11 protein-coding genes are annotated in these 19,553 nt (G+C 66.8%); 8 read left to right on the top strand and 3 right to left on the bottom strand.

Annotated elements, in window-relative coordinates:
- Nucleotides 1–49 precede the first annotated feature (49 nt).
- The 3 genes from HGB41_RS05145 (at nt 50) to pulA (ending at nt 7,101) form a co-directional block, all read left to right on the top strand.
- Nucleotides 50–988, top strand: coding sequence for a diguanylate cyclase (locus tag HGB41_RS05145; RefSeq protein ID WP_371868447.1), 939 nt, complete (start codon nt 50–52; stop codon nt 986–988).
- A gap of 119 nt (nt 989–1,107) precedes the next feature.
- On the top strand, nt 1,108–3,822 hold the full coding sequence (locus HGB41_RS05140) for a bifunctional diguanylate cyclase/phosphodiesterase (protein WP_171081693.1): 2,715 nt from the start codon (nt 1,108–1,110) through the stop codon (nt 3,820–3,822).
- Nucleotides 3,823–4,002: 180 nt separating this feature from the next.
- Nucleotides 4,003–7,101: a pullulanase-type alpha-1,6-glucosidase gene (gene pulA, locus HGB41_RS05135; protein WP_171081691.1), complete on the top strand. Its 3,099-nt coding sequence runs from the start codon at nt 4,003–4,005 to the stop codon at nt 7,099–7,101.
- Between the two features lie 83 nt (nt 7,102–7,184).
- Here pulA and HGB41_RS05130 read toward each other — a convergent pair whose 3' ends face one another.
- The 3 genes from HGB41_RS05130 to HGB41_RS05120 form a co-directional block, all read right to left on the bottom strand.
- Nucleotides 7,185–7,424 (bottom strand): putative periplasmic lipoprotein, encoded by a 240-nt coding sequence (locus HGB41_RS05130; protein WP_171081689.1) that lies wholly within the window; start codon nt 7,422–7,424, stop codon nt 7,185–7,187.
- Nucleotides 7,425–7,481: 57 nt separating this feature from the next.
- Nucleotides 7,482–7,643, bottom strand: coding sequence for a hypothetical protein (locus HGB41_RS05125; protein WP_171081686.1), 162 nt, complete (start codon nt 7,641–7,643; stop codon nt 7,482–7,484).
- A 151-nt stretch (nt 7,644–7,794) separates the two neighbouring features.
- Nucleotides 7,795–8,682, bottom strand: coding sequence for an MBL fold metallo-hydrolase (locus tag HGB41_RS05120; RefSeq protein WP_171081684.1), 888 nt, complete (start codon nt 8,680–8,682; stop codon nt 7,795–7,797).
- A 235-nt stretch (nt 8,683–8,917) separates the two neighbouring features.
- Here HGB41_RS05120 and HGB41_RS05115 point away from each other — a divergent pair, with 235 nt between their 5' ends.
- From HGB41_RS05115 to HGB41_RS05095, 5 genes are all read left to right on the top strand, one after another.
- Nucleotides 8,918–10,537 (top strand): GAF and HD-GYP domain-containing protein, encoded by a 1,620-nt coding sequence (locus HGB41_RS05115; RefSeq protein WP_171081682.1) that lies wholly within the window; start codon nt 8,918–8,920, stop codon nt 10,535–10,537.
- Between the two features lie 14 nt (nt 10,538–10,551).
- Nucleotides 10,552–12,819 carry a CHASE2 domain-containing protein gene (locus HGB41_RS05110; protein ID WP_171081679.1) on the top strand — a complete coding sequence of 756 codons (2,268 nt, stop codon included), beginning with the start codon at nt 10,552–10,554 and terminating at the stop codon, nt 12,817–12,819.
- Nucleotides 12,820–13,043: 224 nt separating this feature from the next.
- A complete protein-coding gene (locus HGB41_RS05105) occupies nt 13,044–14,666 on the top strand; it encodes a ShlB/FhaC/HecB family hemolysin secretion/activation protein (RefSeq protein WP_171081677.1) in 1,623 nt (540 codons plus the stop codon).
- Between the two features lie 8 nt (nt 14,667–14,674).
- Nucleotides 14,675–18,694: a two-partner secretion domain-containing protein gene (locus tag HGB41_RS05100; protein WP_171081675.1), complete on the top strand. Its 4,020-nt coding sequence runs from the start codon at nt 14,675–14,677 to the stop codon at nt 18,692–18,694.
- Nucleotides 18,660–19,520 (top strand): FecR family protein, encoded by an 861-nt coding sequence (locus tag HGB41_RS05095; RefSeq protein ID WP_171081673.1) that lies wholly within the window; start codon nt 18,660–18,662, stop codon nt 19,518–19,520. Before HGB41_RS05100 ends, HGB41_RS05095 begins: the two co-directional genes overlap by 35 nt.
- Nucleotides 19,521–19,553 lie beyond the last annotated feature (33 nt).

Here is a 19,553-nt window from a genome sequence, read left to right as displayed (position 1 = left end):
TGATTTTCCGCAGCAGGATTCCTTCCGCCATCGCGTCCGGGTCTTACTGGTGGACGACCAGCTCATCATCGTCGAAGCGATCCGGCGCATGCTCGTCGCCGAGGCCGATATCGAATTCCACTTCGTGACCGATGCCGCCAGGGCCCATGCGGCTGCGGCCGTGCTGCGGCCGACCGTGATCCTGCAGGACCTTGTCATGCCGGGGACGGACGGTTTCGACCTGATCCGCCAGTACCGCGTCGACGCGGCCCTGCGTTCGGTACCGGTAATCGTGCTGTCGGCCAAGGAAGACCCGAAACTCAAGGCCCACAGTTTCGCCGTCGGCGCCAACGACTACCTGGTCAAGCTGCCCGATGCGCTGGAGCTGCTGGCGCGCATCCGCTACCACTCGGCCGCCCATATCAGCCGGCTCGAACGCGACGAAGCCTTCCGTTTCCTGCGCGAGAGCCAGCAGAAGCTGGCCGACGCCAACGTCCAGCTGCAAAAGCTGGCGGCCCTGGACGGCCTGACCGGCATCGGCAACCGCCGGGCCTTCGACGACATCGTGCAGCGCGAATGGCAGCGCGGGCAGCGCACCCAGAAGCCGCTGTCGATGCTGCTGTGCGACGTCGACCGTTTCAAGCTGTACAACGACGAGTTCGGCCACCAGGCGGGTGACCTGTGCCTGAAGAAGGTGGCGGCCGTGCTGACCGAGCAGCTCAAGCGTCCGGCCGACCTGGCGGCGCGCTATGGCGGCGAAGAGTTCGCCATCGTCCTGCCCGAAACCGACCTGGAGGGTGCGATGAAGCTGGCCGAAGCCTGCCGCGCCCGCCTGGCAGGCCTGGCGCTCGAGCATCCCTGCAGCGAGGCGGGCATGGTCACGATCTCGGTAGGCGTCGCCTCGCTCGTGCCCGCTCCCGAGCACAGGGCGGAAGACCTCATCGCCAGCGCCGACAAGGCTTTGTATGCGGCCAAGGCCGAGGGGCGCAACCGCGTTCGCCAGGGGTAAGGCGGCGGGTCGGGCAGGGTAATCCTTGCTTGTGCGTCCCACACGCATGCGCTGCGGCTGTTCCGGCAACCCTCGTGGCATACTTTGCCGGTGGCTGCCCATGCCGTGCCGGAGCGCGAATGACCCAGCATATCGACAAGGCATTACCCCCTGGCACCCCCGTTGGTCTCGGGGTGCTCGGCCCCCTGCGTCCCTTCCTGGCCTTCCTGCGCCGGCATCTGGCACTGCTGCTGCTGTGGCCGGCGATCGCGCTGGGCGCCGCGGCCCTGCTATGGGGCGGCGTACTGCTCGACCTCAGGCACGAGCTGCACGACCGGAAGGCCGAGCTCGAGCAGCAGGTCGACGCCTATACCCGCAGCCTGGTGATCCGCACCCGCCGTTCCATCGGCGATACCGACCGGCTCCTGCAGCTGTTGCGCCATAACTGGTCCGCCTCCGGCCAGCGCATCGACCTGGCCGGCACCATCGAGGCAGGCATTTTCTCGCAGCAACACATCGCCGCAGTCGCCATCATCGGCCGCAACGGCATGGTCCTGACCAGTTCGCATCCATCGGCGGTGGGCCAGGACTTCAGCGACAAAGCCTATTTTATCGCGCAGCAGCGCGCAGGCGCCGACCTGCTGCACATCAGCACCCCCCTTGATGGTCAATTGTCGAACCGCGAGGTGATCGTGTTCTCGCGCCCGTTGTGGGCGCCCGACCGGCGATTCGACGGCATCGTGCTGGTGTCGGTGCATCCCTCCTTTTTCACGCAGCATTACGCCGAGCCCATCCTGCGCGACTTCGGCATGGTCGGCGTCATCGGCGACGACGGGGTGGTGCGTGCTACCCGAGCCGGGAACGTGGTGCATGCGTCCCGCACCCCCTTCCTGCGCGCGGCCTTGCCCGCCAGTCCGGCGGTAGGCGTGGCCCGGTTCGAGGGCGAACGCTGGTTCGCCGACGGTCACACCCGCGTGACCGGCTGGCAGCGGATGCCGGACTACGGGCTGGTCGGCATTGTCGGCGTCGACGAATACTCGGCAATGGCGGCCTTCCGCGCCCACCGCCAGGCGGCGCTGGACAACGCCTGGTGGAACACGCTGTGGCTGGCGCTGGCGGCGCTGGCGGCCACCAGCCTGTACCTGCACGCCAGGTGGAAGCAGCACCAGATCGAAGCCATCCGTTCCACCTACCGCCTGGCCACCGAAGACGCGGGCGAAGGCTTCTTCATCAACCGGCCGCTGCGCGACCTGCACGGCGCGGTGCGCGATTTCGAGATCGTCGACTGCAACCAGTACGGGGCCGACATGTTCGGCAAGGGCCCGCGCGAGCTGATCGGGCACCGCCTGTCCGAGTTCTACCAGGGCAAGCTGTTCAAGGCGGCGTGCGCCCGGCTGGGCGAGGCGCTCGACACCGGCCTGCACGACAGCGAGATCCAGGTCACGGCGCCGAACCAGTTGCTCAAGCCTAAATGGATCCGCTACAAGGCGGTGCGGGCGGGCGACGACCTGGCCGTGACGATCCGCGACATCAGCGAGGCCAAGGCCCACCTGAGCGAGCTCGAGCTCAGGAGCAATTCCGATGCGCTGACCGGCCTGCCCAACCGCCACTGGATCCAGCACTACCTGCCGCAGGCAATCGAAGCGGCGCGTTCCGGCGGCCGTGGGCTGGCGGTGCTGTTCATCGACCTGGATGGCTTCAAGACGGTCAACGATGCGCTCGGGCATGCGGCCGGGGACGAGCTGCTGCGTACCGTCGGCAAGCGCCTGAAGCTGGCGGTACGCCCGCGCGACCACGTGGTGCGCCTGGGCGGCGACGAGTTCGTGGTCGTGCTGGAGCATGTCGACAGCCCCGCCGGCGTCGAGCACGTCGCCGGGCGCGTGCTCGAGGCTTTCCACAACGGCTTCCACCTGCAGCATTCCACCCACGTGCTGGGCGCCTCGATCGGGATCAGCCTGTTTCCCGAGCATGGCGACGACGCCCAGACGCTGCTCAAGAATGCGGATATCGCGATGTACTCGGTCAAGACCGACGGGAAGGGCAGTTTCCGCTTCTTCCAGGCGCGGTTTTTCGAGGCGATCCGCACCCGCCTGGAAACCGAGCTGGAATTGCGCAGTGCGCTCGACCTGCAGCAGTTCGTGGTGCATTACCAGCCGCGCGTGGACCTGGCCGCCGGCACCGCCTCGAGCATGGAGGCCCTGGTGCGCTGGGACCGCCCCGGCAAGGGGCTGGTCGGCCCGGACAGCTTCATCGCGCTGGCCGAAGAAACCGGCCTGATCGTGCAGCTGGGAGAACAGGTGGTCGACAGCGTCTGCCGCCAGCTGGCCCACTGGGCGCGCGACGGCGCGGTGCTGGTGCCGGTGTCGGTCAACATTTCGCCGCGCCAGTTCAGCCAGTGCGACGTGCCGGCGCTGTTCCGCAGTGCCAGCCTGCGTCACGGCATCGACCCCTCGCTGCTGGAAATCGAGGTGACCGAATCGTCCATGATGCAGGAGGGGATCGGCGAGTCGGACGTGTTCCGCCAGCTGCGCGGCCTCGGGATCAAGCTGTGCATCGACGATTTCGGCACCGGCTATTCCTCGCTGTCCCAGCTCCAGAAGCTGCGTTTCGACGTGCTCAAGATCGACCGCGCCTTCGTGCTGCGGATCGAACACCCGGATGGCGACACCCTGATCGCATCGATGATCGCGATGGCGCATGCGCTTGGCATGCGGGTGGTGGCGGAAGGCGTCGAGAGTATCCGCCAGATGCAGCTGCTCAAGACGCTGGGCTGCGACGAAGGGCAGGGCTATTACTTCTCACGCCCGGTTGCGCCGGGTGAACGCCAGCCGGTCGCTGCGCACGCATTTCCGTGAGTTGCTGCTCCGGGAGGCTTGCGGCCAGGCCCTGTGGCGGGCCGGTCTTTTTTCTCCCACTGTCCAATCGTATCGCCGAGATCTGGTAGTAATATTACACGGTGGCGCTCGCCACCGTTGCCGCCCGCAGCGTCTTTGCTCGTGGCGACTGCCAATGAAAACAATGATAAAGGGGACAGAATGCGCAACAGACGTAGTTTGACTTCACGCCTGCGGATTACCGTGGCTGCCTGCGGGACCGTGATGCTGGTGGCGGGCTTCGCCCTGCCGGTGTCCGCGGCCGCCGCCCAGGGCGTCAGCGCCAGCGCGGCAGCACCGGTAGCGCCCGGAACGATCCGGGTCCACTTCCGCCGCGTGCAGAACGACACCAGCCAGTGGGGCGTGTACTCGTGGGATGGTCCGGCCAGCCCGAGCTCGGCCTGGATCACCGACCGCTTCATGTTCACGCAAAGCGATGCTTTCGGCGGCTATGTCGACATTCCGCTTGCCGCCGGCAAGACGGCGATGTGGTTCCTCGTCACCGACGGCAACGGCAGCAAGAACTGCGGCGCCGACCAGGGCGCGCCGCTCAATCCGGACGTTGCCACGAAGGGCCACGAGATCTGGCTGCTCGAAGGCGACTGCACCGTCTACACCGCGCCCCCAGCCATCAGCTTCGGCAACCTGGCCAATGCCAGCGCCCACTGGCTGGCCGCGAAGACCATCGCCTGGCCGGGTGTGCCGGCCACCGGCAGCTACAAGCTGTATTACGCCGCGAACGGCGGCCTGGGCTCAAGCCTGACTGGCGTTACCGGCGCCGACGGCAGCATGGCCTTGACGCCGGCTGCCTTGCCCGAGGCGCTGCGCGAAAAATTCCGCCACCTGGCCGGCGCCACCGGCCTGGCGCTGTCCAGCGCCGACGCCGCGAAACTGGCAGGCCTGGCCAGCGCGCAGTTCGCCGTGGCGCAGTTCGACGCCACTGGCCAGCTGGTGCAGGTCACCTCGCTGCAGAATGCCGGCATGCTCGACGAGGTCTTCGCCGAGCGCGCCGCCAGCGCGAAGCTGGGCGTGAGCTTCAATGTGCTGGGGGTGCCGACCTTCCGCCTGTGGGCGCCGACCGCGAAATCGGTCGCGCTGGATATCTATGCCGACGCGAACGCGAGCACCGCCACGCAAGTGCCGATGCGCTTCGACGCCGCCAGCGGCATCTGGAGCTATACGGCGTCGAACGCCGGCCTGACCAACCGGGCCTATTACACCTATACCGTCAAGGTGCTGTCGCGCTGGGCCAACAACACCCTGGTGACGAATACCGTCACCGACCCGTATTCGCTGAGCCTGAACGCGAACAGCGGCCGTTCCTTCGTGGCGAACCTGGACAGCCCCGCGCTCAAGCCACGCGGCTGGGACAACCACCACCTGCCGCGGCTCGAGCACCCGGCCGACATCTCGCTGTACGAGCTGCACGTGCGCGACTTCAGCGCCGCCGACGATTCCGTGGCGGCCGCCAACCGCGGCAAATACCTGGCCTTTACCGAGCGCGATTCGCGCGGCATGCGCCACCTGAAGTCGCTGGAACGGGCCGGCCTGACCCACGTCCACCTGTTGCCGGCCTTCGATTTCGCCAGCGTCAACGAGGCCGGCTGCACGACGCCGGCCATTCCCGACGCGGCGCCCGATTCCGACGCGCAGCAGGCGGCGGTGGATGCCGTGCGCGATGCCGACTGCTTCAACTGGGGCTACGACCCGGTGCACTACAACGCGCCGGAAGGCAGCTATGCCTCCAACGCGAATGACGGCGCCGCCCGCATCCGCGAGTTCCGCGCGATGGTGCAGGGCCTGCACGAAACCGGGCTGCGGGTGACGATGGACGTGGTCTACAACCACACCAGTTCTTCGCAGCAGGGGCCTTTGTCGGTGCTGGACAAGATCGTGCCGACCTATTACTACCGCCTGAATGCCAACGGCGCCAACCTGAACGACAGCTGCTGCGCCGATACCGCGGCCGAACACACGATGATGGGGAAACTCATGATCGATTCGGTGTCGCTGTGGGCGTCGGAATACAAGGTGGACAGCTTCCGCTTCGACATCATGTCCTTTGCGCCACTGGACGTGATGAAGGATCTGCAGGCACGCGTCAACCGCGCCGCCGGCCGCGAGATCTACCTGTATGGCGAAGGCTGGAACTTCGGCGCGGTCGGCAACGACCAGCGCTTCGTGACGGCGCGCCAGGCCAACCTGTTCGGCACCGGCATCGGCTCGTTCAACGACCGCCTGCGCGACACCGTGCGTGGCGGCGGTTGCTGCGACGGCGGCGAAGACCTCATCAGGCAGCAAGGTTTCATCAATGGCGCCTGGTACGACCCGAATCACCTCGCCAACCAGTCGCGCGACGATGCACTGCGCCTGGCCGACCTGGTGCGGGTGGGCTTGTCGGGCACCCTGCGCGACTACCGCTTCGTCGATCGTTTCGGTTCGCTGCGCAGCAATGCGGACATCGATTATTTCGGCCAGCGCGCCGGCTACACCGCGAGCCCCTCTGAAACCATCAACTACGTCGAAAAGCACGACAACCAGACCCTGTTCGACATCAACGCCTTCCGCCTGCCGCAATCGACTTCGCTGGCGGACCGGGTGCGGGTGCAAAACCTGGGCGCGGCCATCGTGCTGCTATCGCAGGGCATCCCGTTCATCCATGCGGGACAGGAACTGCTGCGCTCCAAGTCGCTCGACCGGGACAGCTATAACGCCGGCGACTGGTTCAACCGCCTGGATTACAGCTACGCCTCGAACAACTTCGGCGTAGGCCTGCCATCAAGCGACAAGAACCGCGATAATTGGGGCTTGATGGCGCCGGTGCTGAACAACCCGCTGATCAAGCCGGACACCAAGGCGATCCTGTCGGCCAAGGGCGCCTTCGAAGAGCTGCTGGCGATCCGCAAGGACACGAGCCTGTTCCGCCTGCGCACGGCGAAAGACGTGATCGAGCGCCTGAAGTTCCACAACACGGGGCCGGACCAGGTGCCGGGGCTGGTGGTAATGCGCATCGACGGCGACGAGCCGACCCGCTACAAGGACGCGCAATACCGCAGCGTGGTGGTGCTGTTCAACGTGGACAAGGAAGCGAAGACCATCGCGATCCCGGCGCTGAAGGGGCTCAAGCTCAAGCTGCACAAGCTACAGCGCAAGTCGGATGACGCGGTGGTGAAGGCCTCGAGCTATGCCGATGCGAGCGGCAGCTTCACGATCCCGGCGCGTACGACGGCGGTGTTCGTGGAAGGCGGTTCAGGCAACTGACGCCAGTGCACAGAGAAAAGGCCAGCACCGCTCGACGCGCTGCTGGCCTTTTTTACGAAACGAAGGTGCGCTCGGGACGCCGGTCAGAAGCCGTTCCGGCCGCCCGCACCCGAGGAGCTCATGGCGCGCGCGTTCTCGACATCCTGCTTGCGCACCGTGCTGATCGCGGTGCCGCCCAGGCCCGTGCCGTTCTTGCGCTTGATGAAGGTCCCGGTATGGTCGTAACTTTCTTCTTTCGCCACCTTCTCGCCATTCGGGGGCGTCTCGGTCGCGCAGCCCGCCAGCAAGGTGCAGGCTGCGGCAGCCATCATGAACTTCTTCATACGGTGCAACTCCTTTTCTTCTGCATTGAGGTGGGCGGCGCGCCGCATGCGGCCGGCTTACAGGCCCTTGGTGGCGCCGACCTGGTCCGACGAGCCCATGTTGCGCTGGTTCTCGAGGTCGTCCTTGCGAACGGTGCCGATCTGGGTCGGCCCCAGGCCCTGGCCGTTCTTGCGCGGGATGAAGGTTCCGGTCGGTGCGCAGGATTCTTCCCGTACCACTTTCTAGCGGCCTTCGGTAGGGGTGGTCTCATCCCTACAACGGGAGGGGGGATCGGCGCAACAGCGCCGGGCGGGCAGGGCGCCGCCGCGAACTCGTGGAGCAGGGATGTGCCGGCGCAGCGGCGGCGCTAACGAGGGAAGGCCCGGGCCTTCAGAGCGCGACTTCCAGGCCTTCCCAGGCCAGGTGAACCTGCAGGCTGCCCAGGCGGCCATGGTGGCGCGCCATCACGCCGGCGAACACTGCCTCGAGGTCATCGTCGCCGCGGGTCGGTTCGTGGTGGGTGCAATACAGGGCGCGCGCGCCGACGCGCAGCGCCATGTCGATGGCGGCATCAAAAGTGCCGTGGCCCCAGCCGGCGCGCGCCGGGTATTCCTCGCGGGTGTAGGAGCAGTCGACGATCAGTGCGTCCACGCCCGCCATCGCGGCGTCGATCGCGCGTTCGCGTTCGTGCAGGTGTTTTTCGTAGGCGTCGAAGGCGGGGTCGCCCGGCGGGTAGGGGTTGTGCCATGGCTCGTGGTCGCCGGTGAAGAACACAGAGCGGCCGTTGCAGGCGATGCGGTAGCCCAGGTTGGTGACCGGGTGGTTCATGACCACATTGCTAACGACCGCATCGCCGACCTCGATCGGCACGCCGATGTCGAGGGTGCGGTATTCGATGATGGCGTCCATCTGGGTTTCGCTCACCGGGAAATAGCTGTTCTGGAGCTGCACGCCCATCACGTGCTCGATGCCGCGCCCGGTGGCCGGATCGTAGGCGCCGTGCAGGCGCACCCGGTTACCCTTGATGAACAGCGGGGTGAAGAAGGGCAGGCCGTGGATGTGGTCCCAGTGGCTGTGGGTGATGAAGATGTTCGCATGCACCGGCAGGTGGGCCAGCAGGTGCTGGGCCAGGGGGAACAGGCCGGTGCCGCCGTCGAGAATGATCAGGGTGTCGTCGTCAAGGCGTACTTCGATGCAGGTGGTGTTGCCGCCGTAGCGCGCGGTCCGTGGACCCGGGGACGGTATCGAACCGCGCACTCCCCAAAAGCGGAATTTCATCTCTACTCCCAGCCGGACAAGTCATTATTTTTTTGCGAACATCGCGCATGATAGCGAGTTTGTGTGGCAAATAGTCCAAATATTGCGATTTTTCGGATGTGGTGCAGGTGATCCGGCATTGGGGATATACAGCCAGCCGTAACATAGCTACACTTCCCGGAGTTACCACCCGGCAAAAAAAAGCACGCTTGCGGCAAGTCCATGCAGCCGCGGCCCGCAATCCCGAGCGACCATCATGCAAGAGCTGAACCCCCTACAAATTGCGCAACGCCTGCACCAGTTGACCGAAGTCAGCGTCGCGCTCGGGGACACGCACGGCACCCCCGCGCTGCTCGACCGCATCCTGCGCGTGGCCAAGGGCATGACCGACGCCGACGGCGGCACCCTGTACCGCCCGAGCGAAGACCGGCGCAGCCTGTGCTTCCATATCTCCATCAACGACACCCTCGGTATCCATCAGGGCGGCGCGAGCGGCCAGCCGATCGACATCGCGCCGGTGCCGCTGTACGACGAGGAGGGCAACAAGAACCTGGCCTCGGTGGCGGCTTATGCGGCCAACTGCAACCAGTCGGTCAACATCGACGACGTGTACCGGGCGGAGGCCTTCAATTTCTCGGGCATGCGCAGTTTTGATGCGGCCTTCGGTTATCACTCGCAGTCCTTCCTGACGGTGCCGATGACCGACCACGAGGGCGAGCTGGTCGGTGTGCTCCAGCTGATCAACGCGAAGGACCCGGCGACCGGCGCGATCCGCGCCTTCACCCAGACCGACCAGCGCTTCATCGAGGCGCTGGCGGCACAGGCGGCATCGGCGCTGACCAAGCAGCTGCTGATCCAGCAGCTCGAGACCCTGCTCGAGTCGCTGGTCAACCTGATCAACATCGGCATCGACGAAAAATCTCCCTACACCGGCCGCCACTGCCAGTTCGTGCCCGAGCTGACCATGCTGCTGGCCGAGGCGGTGCACCAGACCACCGAGGGCCCGCTGGCAAGCTTCAGCATGACGGATGCCGACCGCAAGGAATTGTGGCTGGCCGGCCTGCTGCACGATTGCGGCAAGATCACCACGCCGGTGCACATCGTCGACAAGGCCACCAAGCTGGAAACCATTTTTGACCGCATCCACCTGGTCGATACGCGCTTCGAGGTGCTGCTGCGCGACTGCGAGATCCGCGCGCTGCGCGAAAAATGCCAGGCGGGCGCCGATCATGGCGCCATCGATGCACGCTGCGAGGAAGAGCAGGCGCGCATCCGCGCCGACCGCGAATTCCTGCGCCACGCCAACCTCGGCGGCGAAGGCATGTCCGAGGCCGACCAGGCGCGCGTGCGCCGCATCGGGCAGATCCGCTGGACCGGCCCGGGCGGCGTCGAGCAGGACTTCCTGAGCGAGAACGAGATCCTGAACCTGACGGTGCGTTTCGGGACCCTGACCGAGGCCGAGCGCAAGGTCATCAACAACCACATCGACGTCTCGGTGCGCATGCTCGAGTCGCTCCCTTGGCCGAAGCACCTGAAGAACGTGCCGGAATATGCGGGCGGCCACCACGAGCGCATGGACGGCAAGGGCTATCCGCGCGGCCTGACCCGCGACCAGATGTCGGTGCAGGCGCGCATCATGGCGATCGCCGACATCTTCGAAGCGCTGACCGCCGCCGACCGCCCGTACAAGAAGGGCAAGCTGCTGTCCGAATCGCTGAACATCCTCGGCAAGTTCGCGCTCAACGGCCATATCGACCCCGACCTGTTCGACATCTTCGTGCGCAACAAGGTCTATATCGAGTTCGCACGCAGGAACATGGACGCGCACCAGATCGACTCCGTGGACGAGTCGGCGATCCCGGGCTACCGGCCGTAAGCAGCGGCGCGGCCATGAAACGTCTACGGCAGCTGCTGTCGCGCTATGGCGCGCGCTGGGCGCTCGGCCTGCTGCTGACCTTCGGCGCGGTGCTGTATCCGCTCGACTTCTGGACCAGCCACACGATCGAACGCCAGGACACCATCATCTCGGACCTGCGCATGCGGCTCGAGCCCTTCGAGCTGGACCCGGCCATCGTCATCGTCGACATCGACAGCAAGAGCCTGAACGAAGTCGGGCGCTTCCCCTGGAGCCGCAACGTGCTGGCCAAGCTCGTGGACCAGCTCACCGGGCATTACGCCGTCGGCGCGGTGGGCTTCGACGTCTCCTTTCCCGAGCCGGACACCAGTTCCGGCTACGAGGTGCTGGCGCGCCTGGCCGGGCGCGAGCTGAAAGACGTACCCGGGCTGCAGCGCCAGCTTGGCATGCTGAAAACCTCGCTCGACTACGACGGCATGTTTGCCAGCTCGCTGCAGGGCCGGCCAGTGGTGCTGGGCTTTAATATCTCGGACAGCCAGGCCAAGGGCGTGCTGCCGGAACCCGCGTTTACCGCGGAATTCCTGAACGGGCGCGAAGGCCATGCCTATACCGCCAAGGGGTATGAAGCGAATATCGCGCGCCTGCAGCAGGCGGCCGCGGGAGCCGGCATCTTCACCGCCGTGACCGATGCGGACGGCATCGTGCGCTCGTCGCCGGTGCTGTTCCGCATCAAGGACGGCTATTACCCTTCGCTGTCGCTGGCGACCCTCGCCGCCTTCCTCGACACCGGGTCGATCAAGCCGGTGCTGAGCGGGACCGTCGACACCCTGTCCGAGAACGAGCGCCAGGCCTCGGCCTTCGACACCCTCCAGATGTTCACGAAGAAGGCCGGCCGGGTGGTGTTCCCGGTGGGCGAGGCGATGATTTCGACGGTGCAGTTCCGCGGCCGCGGCGGCCCCGATGGCGGCGCCTTCCGCTACGTGTCGGCGGCCGACGTGCTGGCGGGCAGGGTGGCAAAAGAGGTATTGGAGGGCGCGATCGTCCTGGTCGGCACCACGGCGCCCGGCCTGCAAGACTTGCGGGCCACGCCGGTGAGTGCGGAATACCCCGGCGTCGAGATCCACGCCAACATGATCAAGTCGATGCTCGACGGGCGCTTCAAGACGCGCCACTGGTCGGCCCAGGCGATCGAGGCCATCCAGCTGCTGGTGGTGGGGGTGGTGCTGAGCTTTGCGCTGGCGGCGCTGGCGCCGGCCTGGTCGGTGCTGCTCGCGGCAGCGGCCTTTGTCGCCTGCGGCGCCTTCAACTATTACATGTACAGCCAGCAGGACGCCATCCTCAACGTCTTCACCTGCCTGCTGCTGGTCGGCGCGCTGTTCGTGCTGAACGTCGCATGGGGGTATTTCTTCGAATTCCGCAAGGGCAGGGCGCTGGTCTCGCGCTTCGGCGAATACGTGGCGCCCGAACTGGTGAAGAGAATGGCCGAAGACCCGGAAGCCTACAACATGGAGGGCGAGAGCCGCGAGCTGAGCGTCATGTTCGCCGACGTGCGCGGCTTCACCACCATCTCCGAAGGCCTGAGCCCGAAGGCGCTGCGCGAATACATCAACCTGTATCTCACCGCGATGTCCGAGGACATCCGCTCCGCCCACCAGGGCACGCTCGACAAATACATCGGCGACGCCGTCATGGCCTTCTGGGGCGCGCCGGTGGCCTTCACTGACCACGCCAGCCGCGCGGTGGGGACCTCGCTGCTGATGCAGGCCAGCGCGGCGCGCCTGAACGCGGAATTTTTGGCGCGCGGCTGGCCGGCGCTGAAGATCGGCATCGGCGTGAACAGTGGCCTGATGCACGTCGGCGACATGGGCTCGAAGATCCGCCGTGCCTACACGGTGATGGGCGACGCGGTGAACCTGGGCGCGCGCCTGGAAGGCATCACCAAGGTGTATGGCGTCGGCATCGCGGTGGGCGCCGTGACGCGCCTGGCCGCGCCGGAATTCGTTTACCGCGAGCTCGACCTGGTGCGGGTGAAAGGCAAGACCGAACCGGTTGCGATCTACGAGCCGCTCGGCAAATCGGACGCGCTGGCGCCCGGGACTTTGGAGGAGCTGGCCGAATGGGATGCGGCGCTGGCGCTGGTGCGCGCGCGGCAGTGGGATGCGGCGCAGGCGGCCATCGACAGCCTGGCGGCGCGCCACCCGGAGCGCCCCTTGTACCCGCTCTACCTCGAACGCATCGCCCGGTTGCGGGCCCATCCTCCGGGCGCCGACTGGGATGGCGTGACCAATTTCGATAGCAAGTAAATATCAGGCGAGCGCGCTGATCGCGCCCGGTGTGTTGTCACTACAACGCCGGCTTTGCGCTTTTTCCTTTCGCATGGCGGAAGTTGCTTCCTTTGTTGCAATTTTTCTCCATTGCAACATAAACCTCGGTAGACTTCAACACTGCAGGGCTGTGGCCCTTGGGGCCGCTTGTCGTTCGATCAGAAGAAAACCTTATAAAAACAACCATCTGTAAAGCAAATCTAATGAATCAACGCTTCGCACGCCTGTTCGCAGGTTCCGTGCTTGCCATGGCGGTGAACGCGGCCTGGGCCCAGGACCTGGCGCCATCAGACTCGGCAACAACGGCGCCGGACGACATCGTCCGTTTCGGGATCAGCCGCTTCGAGGTGGCGGGGAATACGCTGCTGCCGGCCGCGGAGGTCGAGCGCGCGGTGACTCCCTTCACCGGTGCAGGGCGCGATTTCGGCGACGTCCAGCGCGCGCTGGAAGCGCTCGAAGCCCTGTACCACGAGCGCGGCTACAAGGTCGTGACGGTGCAGCTGCCCGAGCAGGAATTGAATGGCGGCGTGGTGCACTTGACGGTGCTGCAGACCACGATCGGCCGCGTGACGGTGGCCGGCAACCGCCACGCCAGCGTCGATAACATCCGCCGCAGCCTGCCCGGCCTGCGCGAAGGCGCCACCCCCAACCTGACGCAAGTGTCGGCCGACCTGAAGCTGGCCAACGAAAACCCTGCCAAGAAAATCAAGCTGAGCCTCGAGAGCGGGCAGCAGGACGACACCGTGGATGCGCGGGTCGACGTGCTTGACGAGCGTCCCTGGACCGTCATGGCCAACTTCGACAACACCGGCACGAAAGAAACCGGCAAGACCCACGCCGGCCTGGTGCTGCAGCATGCGAACCTAGGGGGCCGCGACCATGTCGCCAGCCTGCAGTACACCACCACGGTGGAAGAGCCTTCGCAGGTCGCCGTCTGGGGCGTCGGCTACCACGTGCCGCTGTATGCGCAGGGCGCTTCGGTCGACCTGTACGCCAGCTATTCGGATGTCGACTCCGGCCTTGTGACCGCCGGCCTGTTCGACCTGGCCGTCAGCGGCCGCGGCGCGGTGTATGGCGCCCGCTACAACAAGGTGCTTGCCAAGCGTCTGCTTGCCGGCCGCGAACTCGAAGGCCGCATCGTCTATGGCCTCGAAGTGAAGGCCTATAAAAACAGTGTGGTCTTCTTCAACCAGGACTTCGGCAGCGACGTCACCGTGCGCCCGATCAGCATCGGCTACCAGGGCCGGATGGCGCTGGAGAACGGCGAAGCGAACTTTACGGCGACCCTGCTGCGCAACGTCTCGGGCGGCTCGCGCGGGGACCAGGCCGCATTCACGGCCGTGCGCGCCGGCGCGAAAGATGGCTATACCGCGCTGCGCTTTGCCGGCGCCTGGAGCCGCGCACTCGGGACCGGCGACTGGCAGACCCGCGTGCTGGCCAATGGCCAGTACACGCCCGATGCGCTGGTGCCGGGCGAGCAGTTCGGCGCCGGCGGCTCGACCAGCGTGCGCGGCTTCGACGAGCGCGAACTGTCGACCGACTCGGGCCTGGGCCTGAACCTGGAACTGTACACGCCGAACCTGTGCAGCCGCGGCGGCTGGCAATGCCGCCTGCTGGCGTTCTACGACACTGCCCACGGCCGGCGCAATCACGCGCTGCCGGGCGAACTGCGCAGCACGACCATCGCCGGCGCGGGCATCGGCCTGCGCTTCGCAATGGGCAACTCGGCCAGCGTGCAGGTCGATTACGGCAAGGTAGTGAAAGAGGGCGCCTTGAACGGCGCCGGCAAGGACAAGCTGCACGTGCGCGTTGGCCTGGCCTACTAGGAGAAGAAATGAGCAAGATGAGACATGGTTTGATCAGGCTGAGTCGGGCGGCGCTATGCGTTGCCAGCTGCTTCGCCGCCACCCAGGCAGCGCAGGCCGCGCCGGCACTGCCGCAGGTGGTCGCGGGGCAGGCCAGCTTCTCCCAGCAGGGCAAGGTGTATTCGATCACGAATACGCCAGGCACCATCATCAACTGGCAAAGCTTCTCGGTGAATGCGGGCGAGGTCACGCGCTTCATCCAGCAAAGCGGCGACAGCGCGGTGCTGAACCGCATCCTGGGCCAGGACCCGAGCCGCATCCTCGGCGCACTGCAGTCGAACGGCAAGGTCTTCCTGATCAACCCGAACGGCGTGGTGTTCGCTCAAGGCGCGCGCGTCGACGTGGGCGGCCTGGTGGCGTCCACGCTGAACCTGAGCGATGCCGACTTCCTGGCCGGGAAAATGAATTTTACGGCAGGACCGAAGGCCGGCACGGTGCGCAACGAAGGCGCGATCACGACGCCGAGTGGCGGCAAGGTCTTCCTGGTGGCGCCGAACGTCGAGAACACCGGCATCATCACCGCGCCGAATGGCGAAGTGGTGCTGGCGGCGGGCCGCAGCGTGCAACTAGTTGACTCCAGCAATCCCGACCTGCAGGTGGTGGTGTCGGCGCCGAACGACGGCGCGATCAACCTCGGGCAGGTCGTGGCGCAGGGCGGCCGCATCGGCATCTACGGCGCCCTGGTCAGCCAGCGCGGCGTGGTCAACGCCAACAGCGCGGTGATCGGCCAGGACGGCAGGATCGTCCTGAAAGCCAGCCGCGACACGGTACTGGATGCAGGCAGCGTCACCAGCGCCACTGGCGCGGGCAAGGGCGGCGAAGTCCAGCTGCTGGGCGCGCGCGTCGGCCTGGCCGGCAACGCCATGGTGGACGCCAGCGGCCAGCTCGGTGGCGGCACCGTGCTGGTCGGCGGCGATTATCAAGGCAAGAACGCTCTGGTTCCGAATGCGCAGCAAACCTGGTTCGGCAAGGATGCCGGCATCCGCGCCGATGCGCTGGGTTCCGGCGACGGCGGCAAGATCGTGCTGTGGTCGGACGGCGCCACCAGCGCCCATGGCAGCATCTCGGCGCGCGGCGCCGGTAAAGGAAATGGCGGCCTGGTCGAAACCTCGGGCCACGACCTGGACACCGCCGGCATCCGCGTGGACGCCGGCGCAGCGCAGGGCCGCACCGGCACCTGGCTGCTCGACCCGTGGAATATCATCGTGCGCGCCGACGGTACCGCCCCGGCCGCGGCGGTCGACGTCTTCGGCAAGCCGCCCGGCAGCGGCGACACCGTGGTGTCGCCGGCGACGCTGCTGGCGACCAATGCCAACATCGTCCTGCAGGCGCAGAACGACCTCACCATCAGCGACAACCTCGCAGCGCTCAAGAGCGTGCGCGCCGAAGCGGGCAACAACCTTGCCGTGAATGCCCTGGTCAGCTCGAGCGAGGGCGACCTCGATTTCCGCGCCGGCAACCGCTTCACCCTGGGTGCAGGCGGCGCGCTCGCCAGCCCGCGCTTCATCGACCTGAAGGCCGAGCGCATGACGCTGCTCGGGAATATCGGCGGTGTCGGCGGTACGCTGCCGATCATCTCGTTCAATACTTTCATCAACACCACCGGCATCAAGATTGCGGGCGCCGAGAGCGGCAGCAGCCTGACGCTGGACCCGGCCCGCCTGGGCGCCTTCAGCGCCTTTGGCATCAACCTCGGCAACAGCGGGCACGTGGGCGCGGTCGACATCGACAGTGCGCTGACCATGCCGGGCCACCTGCAGATCGATTCGGCCGGCATCGTCAACGTCAGCGCGCCGGTGGTCCTGACCGGCGGCACCAGCCAATTCGGCGGCACCCTGCACCCGAACCTCGGCGGCGGCGCGATCAACGTGCGCGGCCCGAATGCCTCGATCACCGCGCCGGGCAAGGTAGAACTCTCGGGCGGACGCATCGTCGTCGACGGCAAGCTGAGCTCCGGCGCAATCGCGATCGCGGCCGGCGACGAGGGCCTGAAGCTGGGAGGCGTGCTCGAGTCCAGCGGCCTGGTGACACTGCGCTCGACCTCCAACGTCATCCAGCACAATGGTTCGACCGTGAAGGCCGCCAGCCTGCTGGTGGACGCCGCCAACGTGGACATGAAATACGCCAACCAGGTCGGTACGCTTGCGGGTGCGGCCTCGACCGGCAACTTCCGCTTCAACTGGACCGGGGCCCTGCAGGTCGGGACCGTAGCCGGCATGTCGGGCATCGCGGCGGGATCCGAACTGGACCTGGCCGGCGGCGCCTTCAGTGCAAACGCCAACCTTCAAGGCCTGGCGATGTTCATCGAAGCCGATTCGATCTCCGGCAGCGGCACCCTGAGCGCCAACCACCTGTCGCTGGCATCCGGTGGCGGCATCGGCACCGGCAGCGCGCCACTGCGCATCAATGCCCAGGTGCTCAATGCCACCAATACCGCCACCGGGAATACCCCGATTAATATCCTCAGCAGCCGCGCCGTGACCGTGCGCGACCTGGTGCAGGCAGGGCCCAACAACACCGGCAGCATCACGGTCGACAGCCCCGCCGGCCTGACCGTGGCCGACAGCGGCGTCGAAGGGCAGGGCGTGAAAGCCGGCAGCGGCAGCATCAGCCTGCTGACCCAGGGGCCGCTCACGATCCAGGGCAAGGTGCGCTCCGACAGCGGCAACATCCGCCTCGACGCCGGCAGCAGCGGCGCCTTGACGGTGGGGCCGGGTGCGCAGGTGGCCTCCGCCACCGGCAGCGTCCAGGTCGCGGCCGCCACCACCGCCATCGCACCGGGCAGCATCGTCGTGTCCAGCCCGGACAAGCTGACGGTGACGTCCCCTAACGCGCCCGCGGAACCGGGCACGCCAGTGCCGGCGCCGGCGCCGACGCTGGCAGCCTGTATCGCCAACCCGGCGGCAAGCGGCTGCGCACCGGTGCTGGCCGCGGCCACCCAGGCCTGCATCGTCAATCCGGACGGCCCGAACTGCGGCCAGGTGCTGCCGACGCCTGCCGCCTGCCGCGTCAACCCGTCGACCAATGGCTGCGCCACCGTGCTGGAACGCGCGGCGCTGATGGCCTGTATCGCCGAGCCATCGGGCCCGGGCTGCGCCGCGGTGTTGCCGACGTATGAAGTGTGCGTGGCCACCCCGGGGAAACCGGGCTGCGCCCCAGTCCTGGCACGCGCCCAGTTCGAGGCCTGCCTGGCCAACCCGTCGGCCAGCGGCTGCCTCGCCGTGCTGCCGTCGCTGGCGGTGTGCAAGGCCACCCCAGGCCTGCCAGGTTGCGCCCAGGTGCTGCAGCTGACCCTCAATGCCTGCCTGGTCAACCCTGGCGATGCGGCGTGCAGCGGCGTGCTGCCGACCGTGTCGCAGTGCATCGTCAACCGCACGACCCCGGGCTGCTCGGTGGTGCTGCCGACGCTGGCGCAGTGCACCGGCAACCCTTCGCTGCCTGGCTGCGCGGTGACCTTGCCTTCGCTGGCGCAATGCGTCGGCAATTCGTCGCTGCAGGGCTGTTCGGTGGTATTGCCGACGCTGTCGCAATGCATCGGCAACCCGTCGCTGGCCGGTTGCGCGGCGACGCTGCCGACGCTGTCCCAATGCGTCGGTAGCCCGTCGCTGCAGGGCTGCTCGGTGATCCTGCCGACCCTGGCCCAGTGCGTGGCCTCGCCGACGCTGCAGGGCTGCGCGGTGGTGCTGCCTAGCGTGTCGTCCTGCGTGGCGAATCCAACGTCCCCGGCCTGCCAGGTGGTTGCCCCGTCTACAGGGGGCGAGCCGCAGGCGCCGGTGGCCCAGGCCCAGCAGGCCACGGTCAACCTGATCAATACGCGTACGCCGGCCACGCCGGGCACGACGGCGGCCACCACGCCGGCAAGCAGCGGCGATGGCGCCAAGGGCGACGATGCGTCGTCGGACAAGACGGAACAGCAGGCCGGTCCTGCATCGGGTACCAACCCTGGAGTGAAGAATGAAAAACCAGCTGCAAAAATGTACTGCAATTAAAGGCCTGCTGTTCGCGGCGCTGCTGGGCTTTGGCGGCGCGGCCTGGGCGGCGCAGGTGGCCGGGGCGGTGACGCGCCTGAGCGGTCCGCTGATGGCGAAGAAGCCAGATGGCAGCGTCAAGGTGCTGGCGCTGCGTTCGGAGATCGAAAGCGGCGACACCCTGGTGTCCGAAAAGAACACCTACGCCCAGATCAGGTTCATCGACAACAGCGAGATCACGCTGCGTCCCGGCACCACGTTCAAGGTCGAGAACTTCGCCTATGACGAAGGCAAGCCGGAAGCCGACAGCGCGAACTTCAGCCTGGTCAAGGGTGGCCTGCGCTCGATCACGGGCCTGATGGGCAAGCGCAACAAGGAGAAGTTCTCGCTGAAGACCCCGAGCGCCACCATCGGTATCCGCGGCACCACCTTCGTCGCGCAGTACGTGCCGCCGCCGCCGGCAGGGGCCAGCGGCTTGAACCTGGCGAACAATGTGACGGGGCTGAACCAGCAGGCGGGCGGCAAGGTCGCGCGCGGCCCGGACGGCCCGCTCGGCATTCCTGCCGCCCCGCAGGGCAAACTGCCGTCCGCAAGCGGCTTGCCGCCGGGCCTGCACGTGCAGGTCAGCGACGGCATGATCGTGGTGACCAACAGCGGCGGTGCGCTGAACTTCGCAGCCGGCCAGTTCGGCTTCGTGCCGAACATGACCCAGCCGCCGGTGATCGTGCCGAACAACCCGGGCCTGCAGTTCACGCCGCCCCCGGCCTTCAATACCTCGCTGACGGGAGCGAATGGCAGCGGCCCTGCGCGCCCGGATCCGAACCAGGTCGATTGCGAAGTGCGCTGATCCGCGCCCGCCCGATTTCCCAGCCCCGCACGC

Source organism: Telluria aromaticivorans (assembly GCF_013003915.1).
Classification (GTDB): Bacteria; Pseudomonadota; Gammaproteobacteria; order Burkholderiales; family Burkholderiaceae_D; genus Telluria; species Telluria aromaticivorans.
This window is presented reverse-complemented; position numbering and strand designations above follow the sequence as displayed.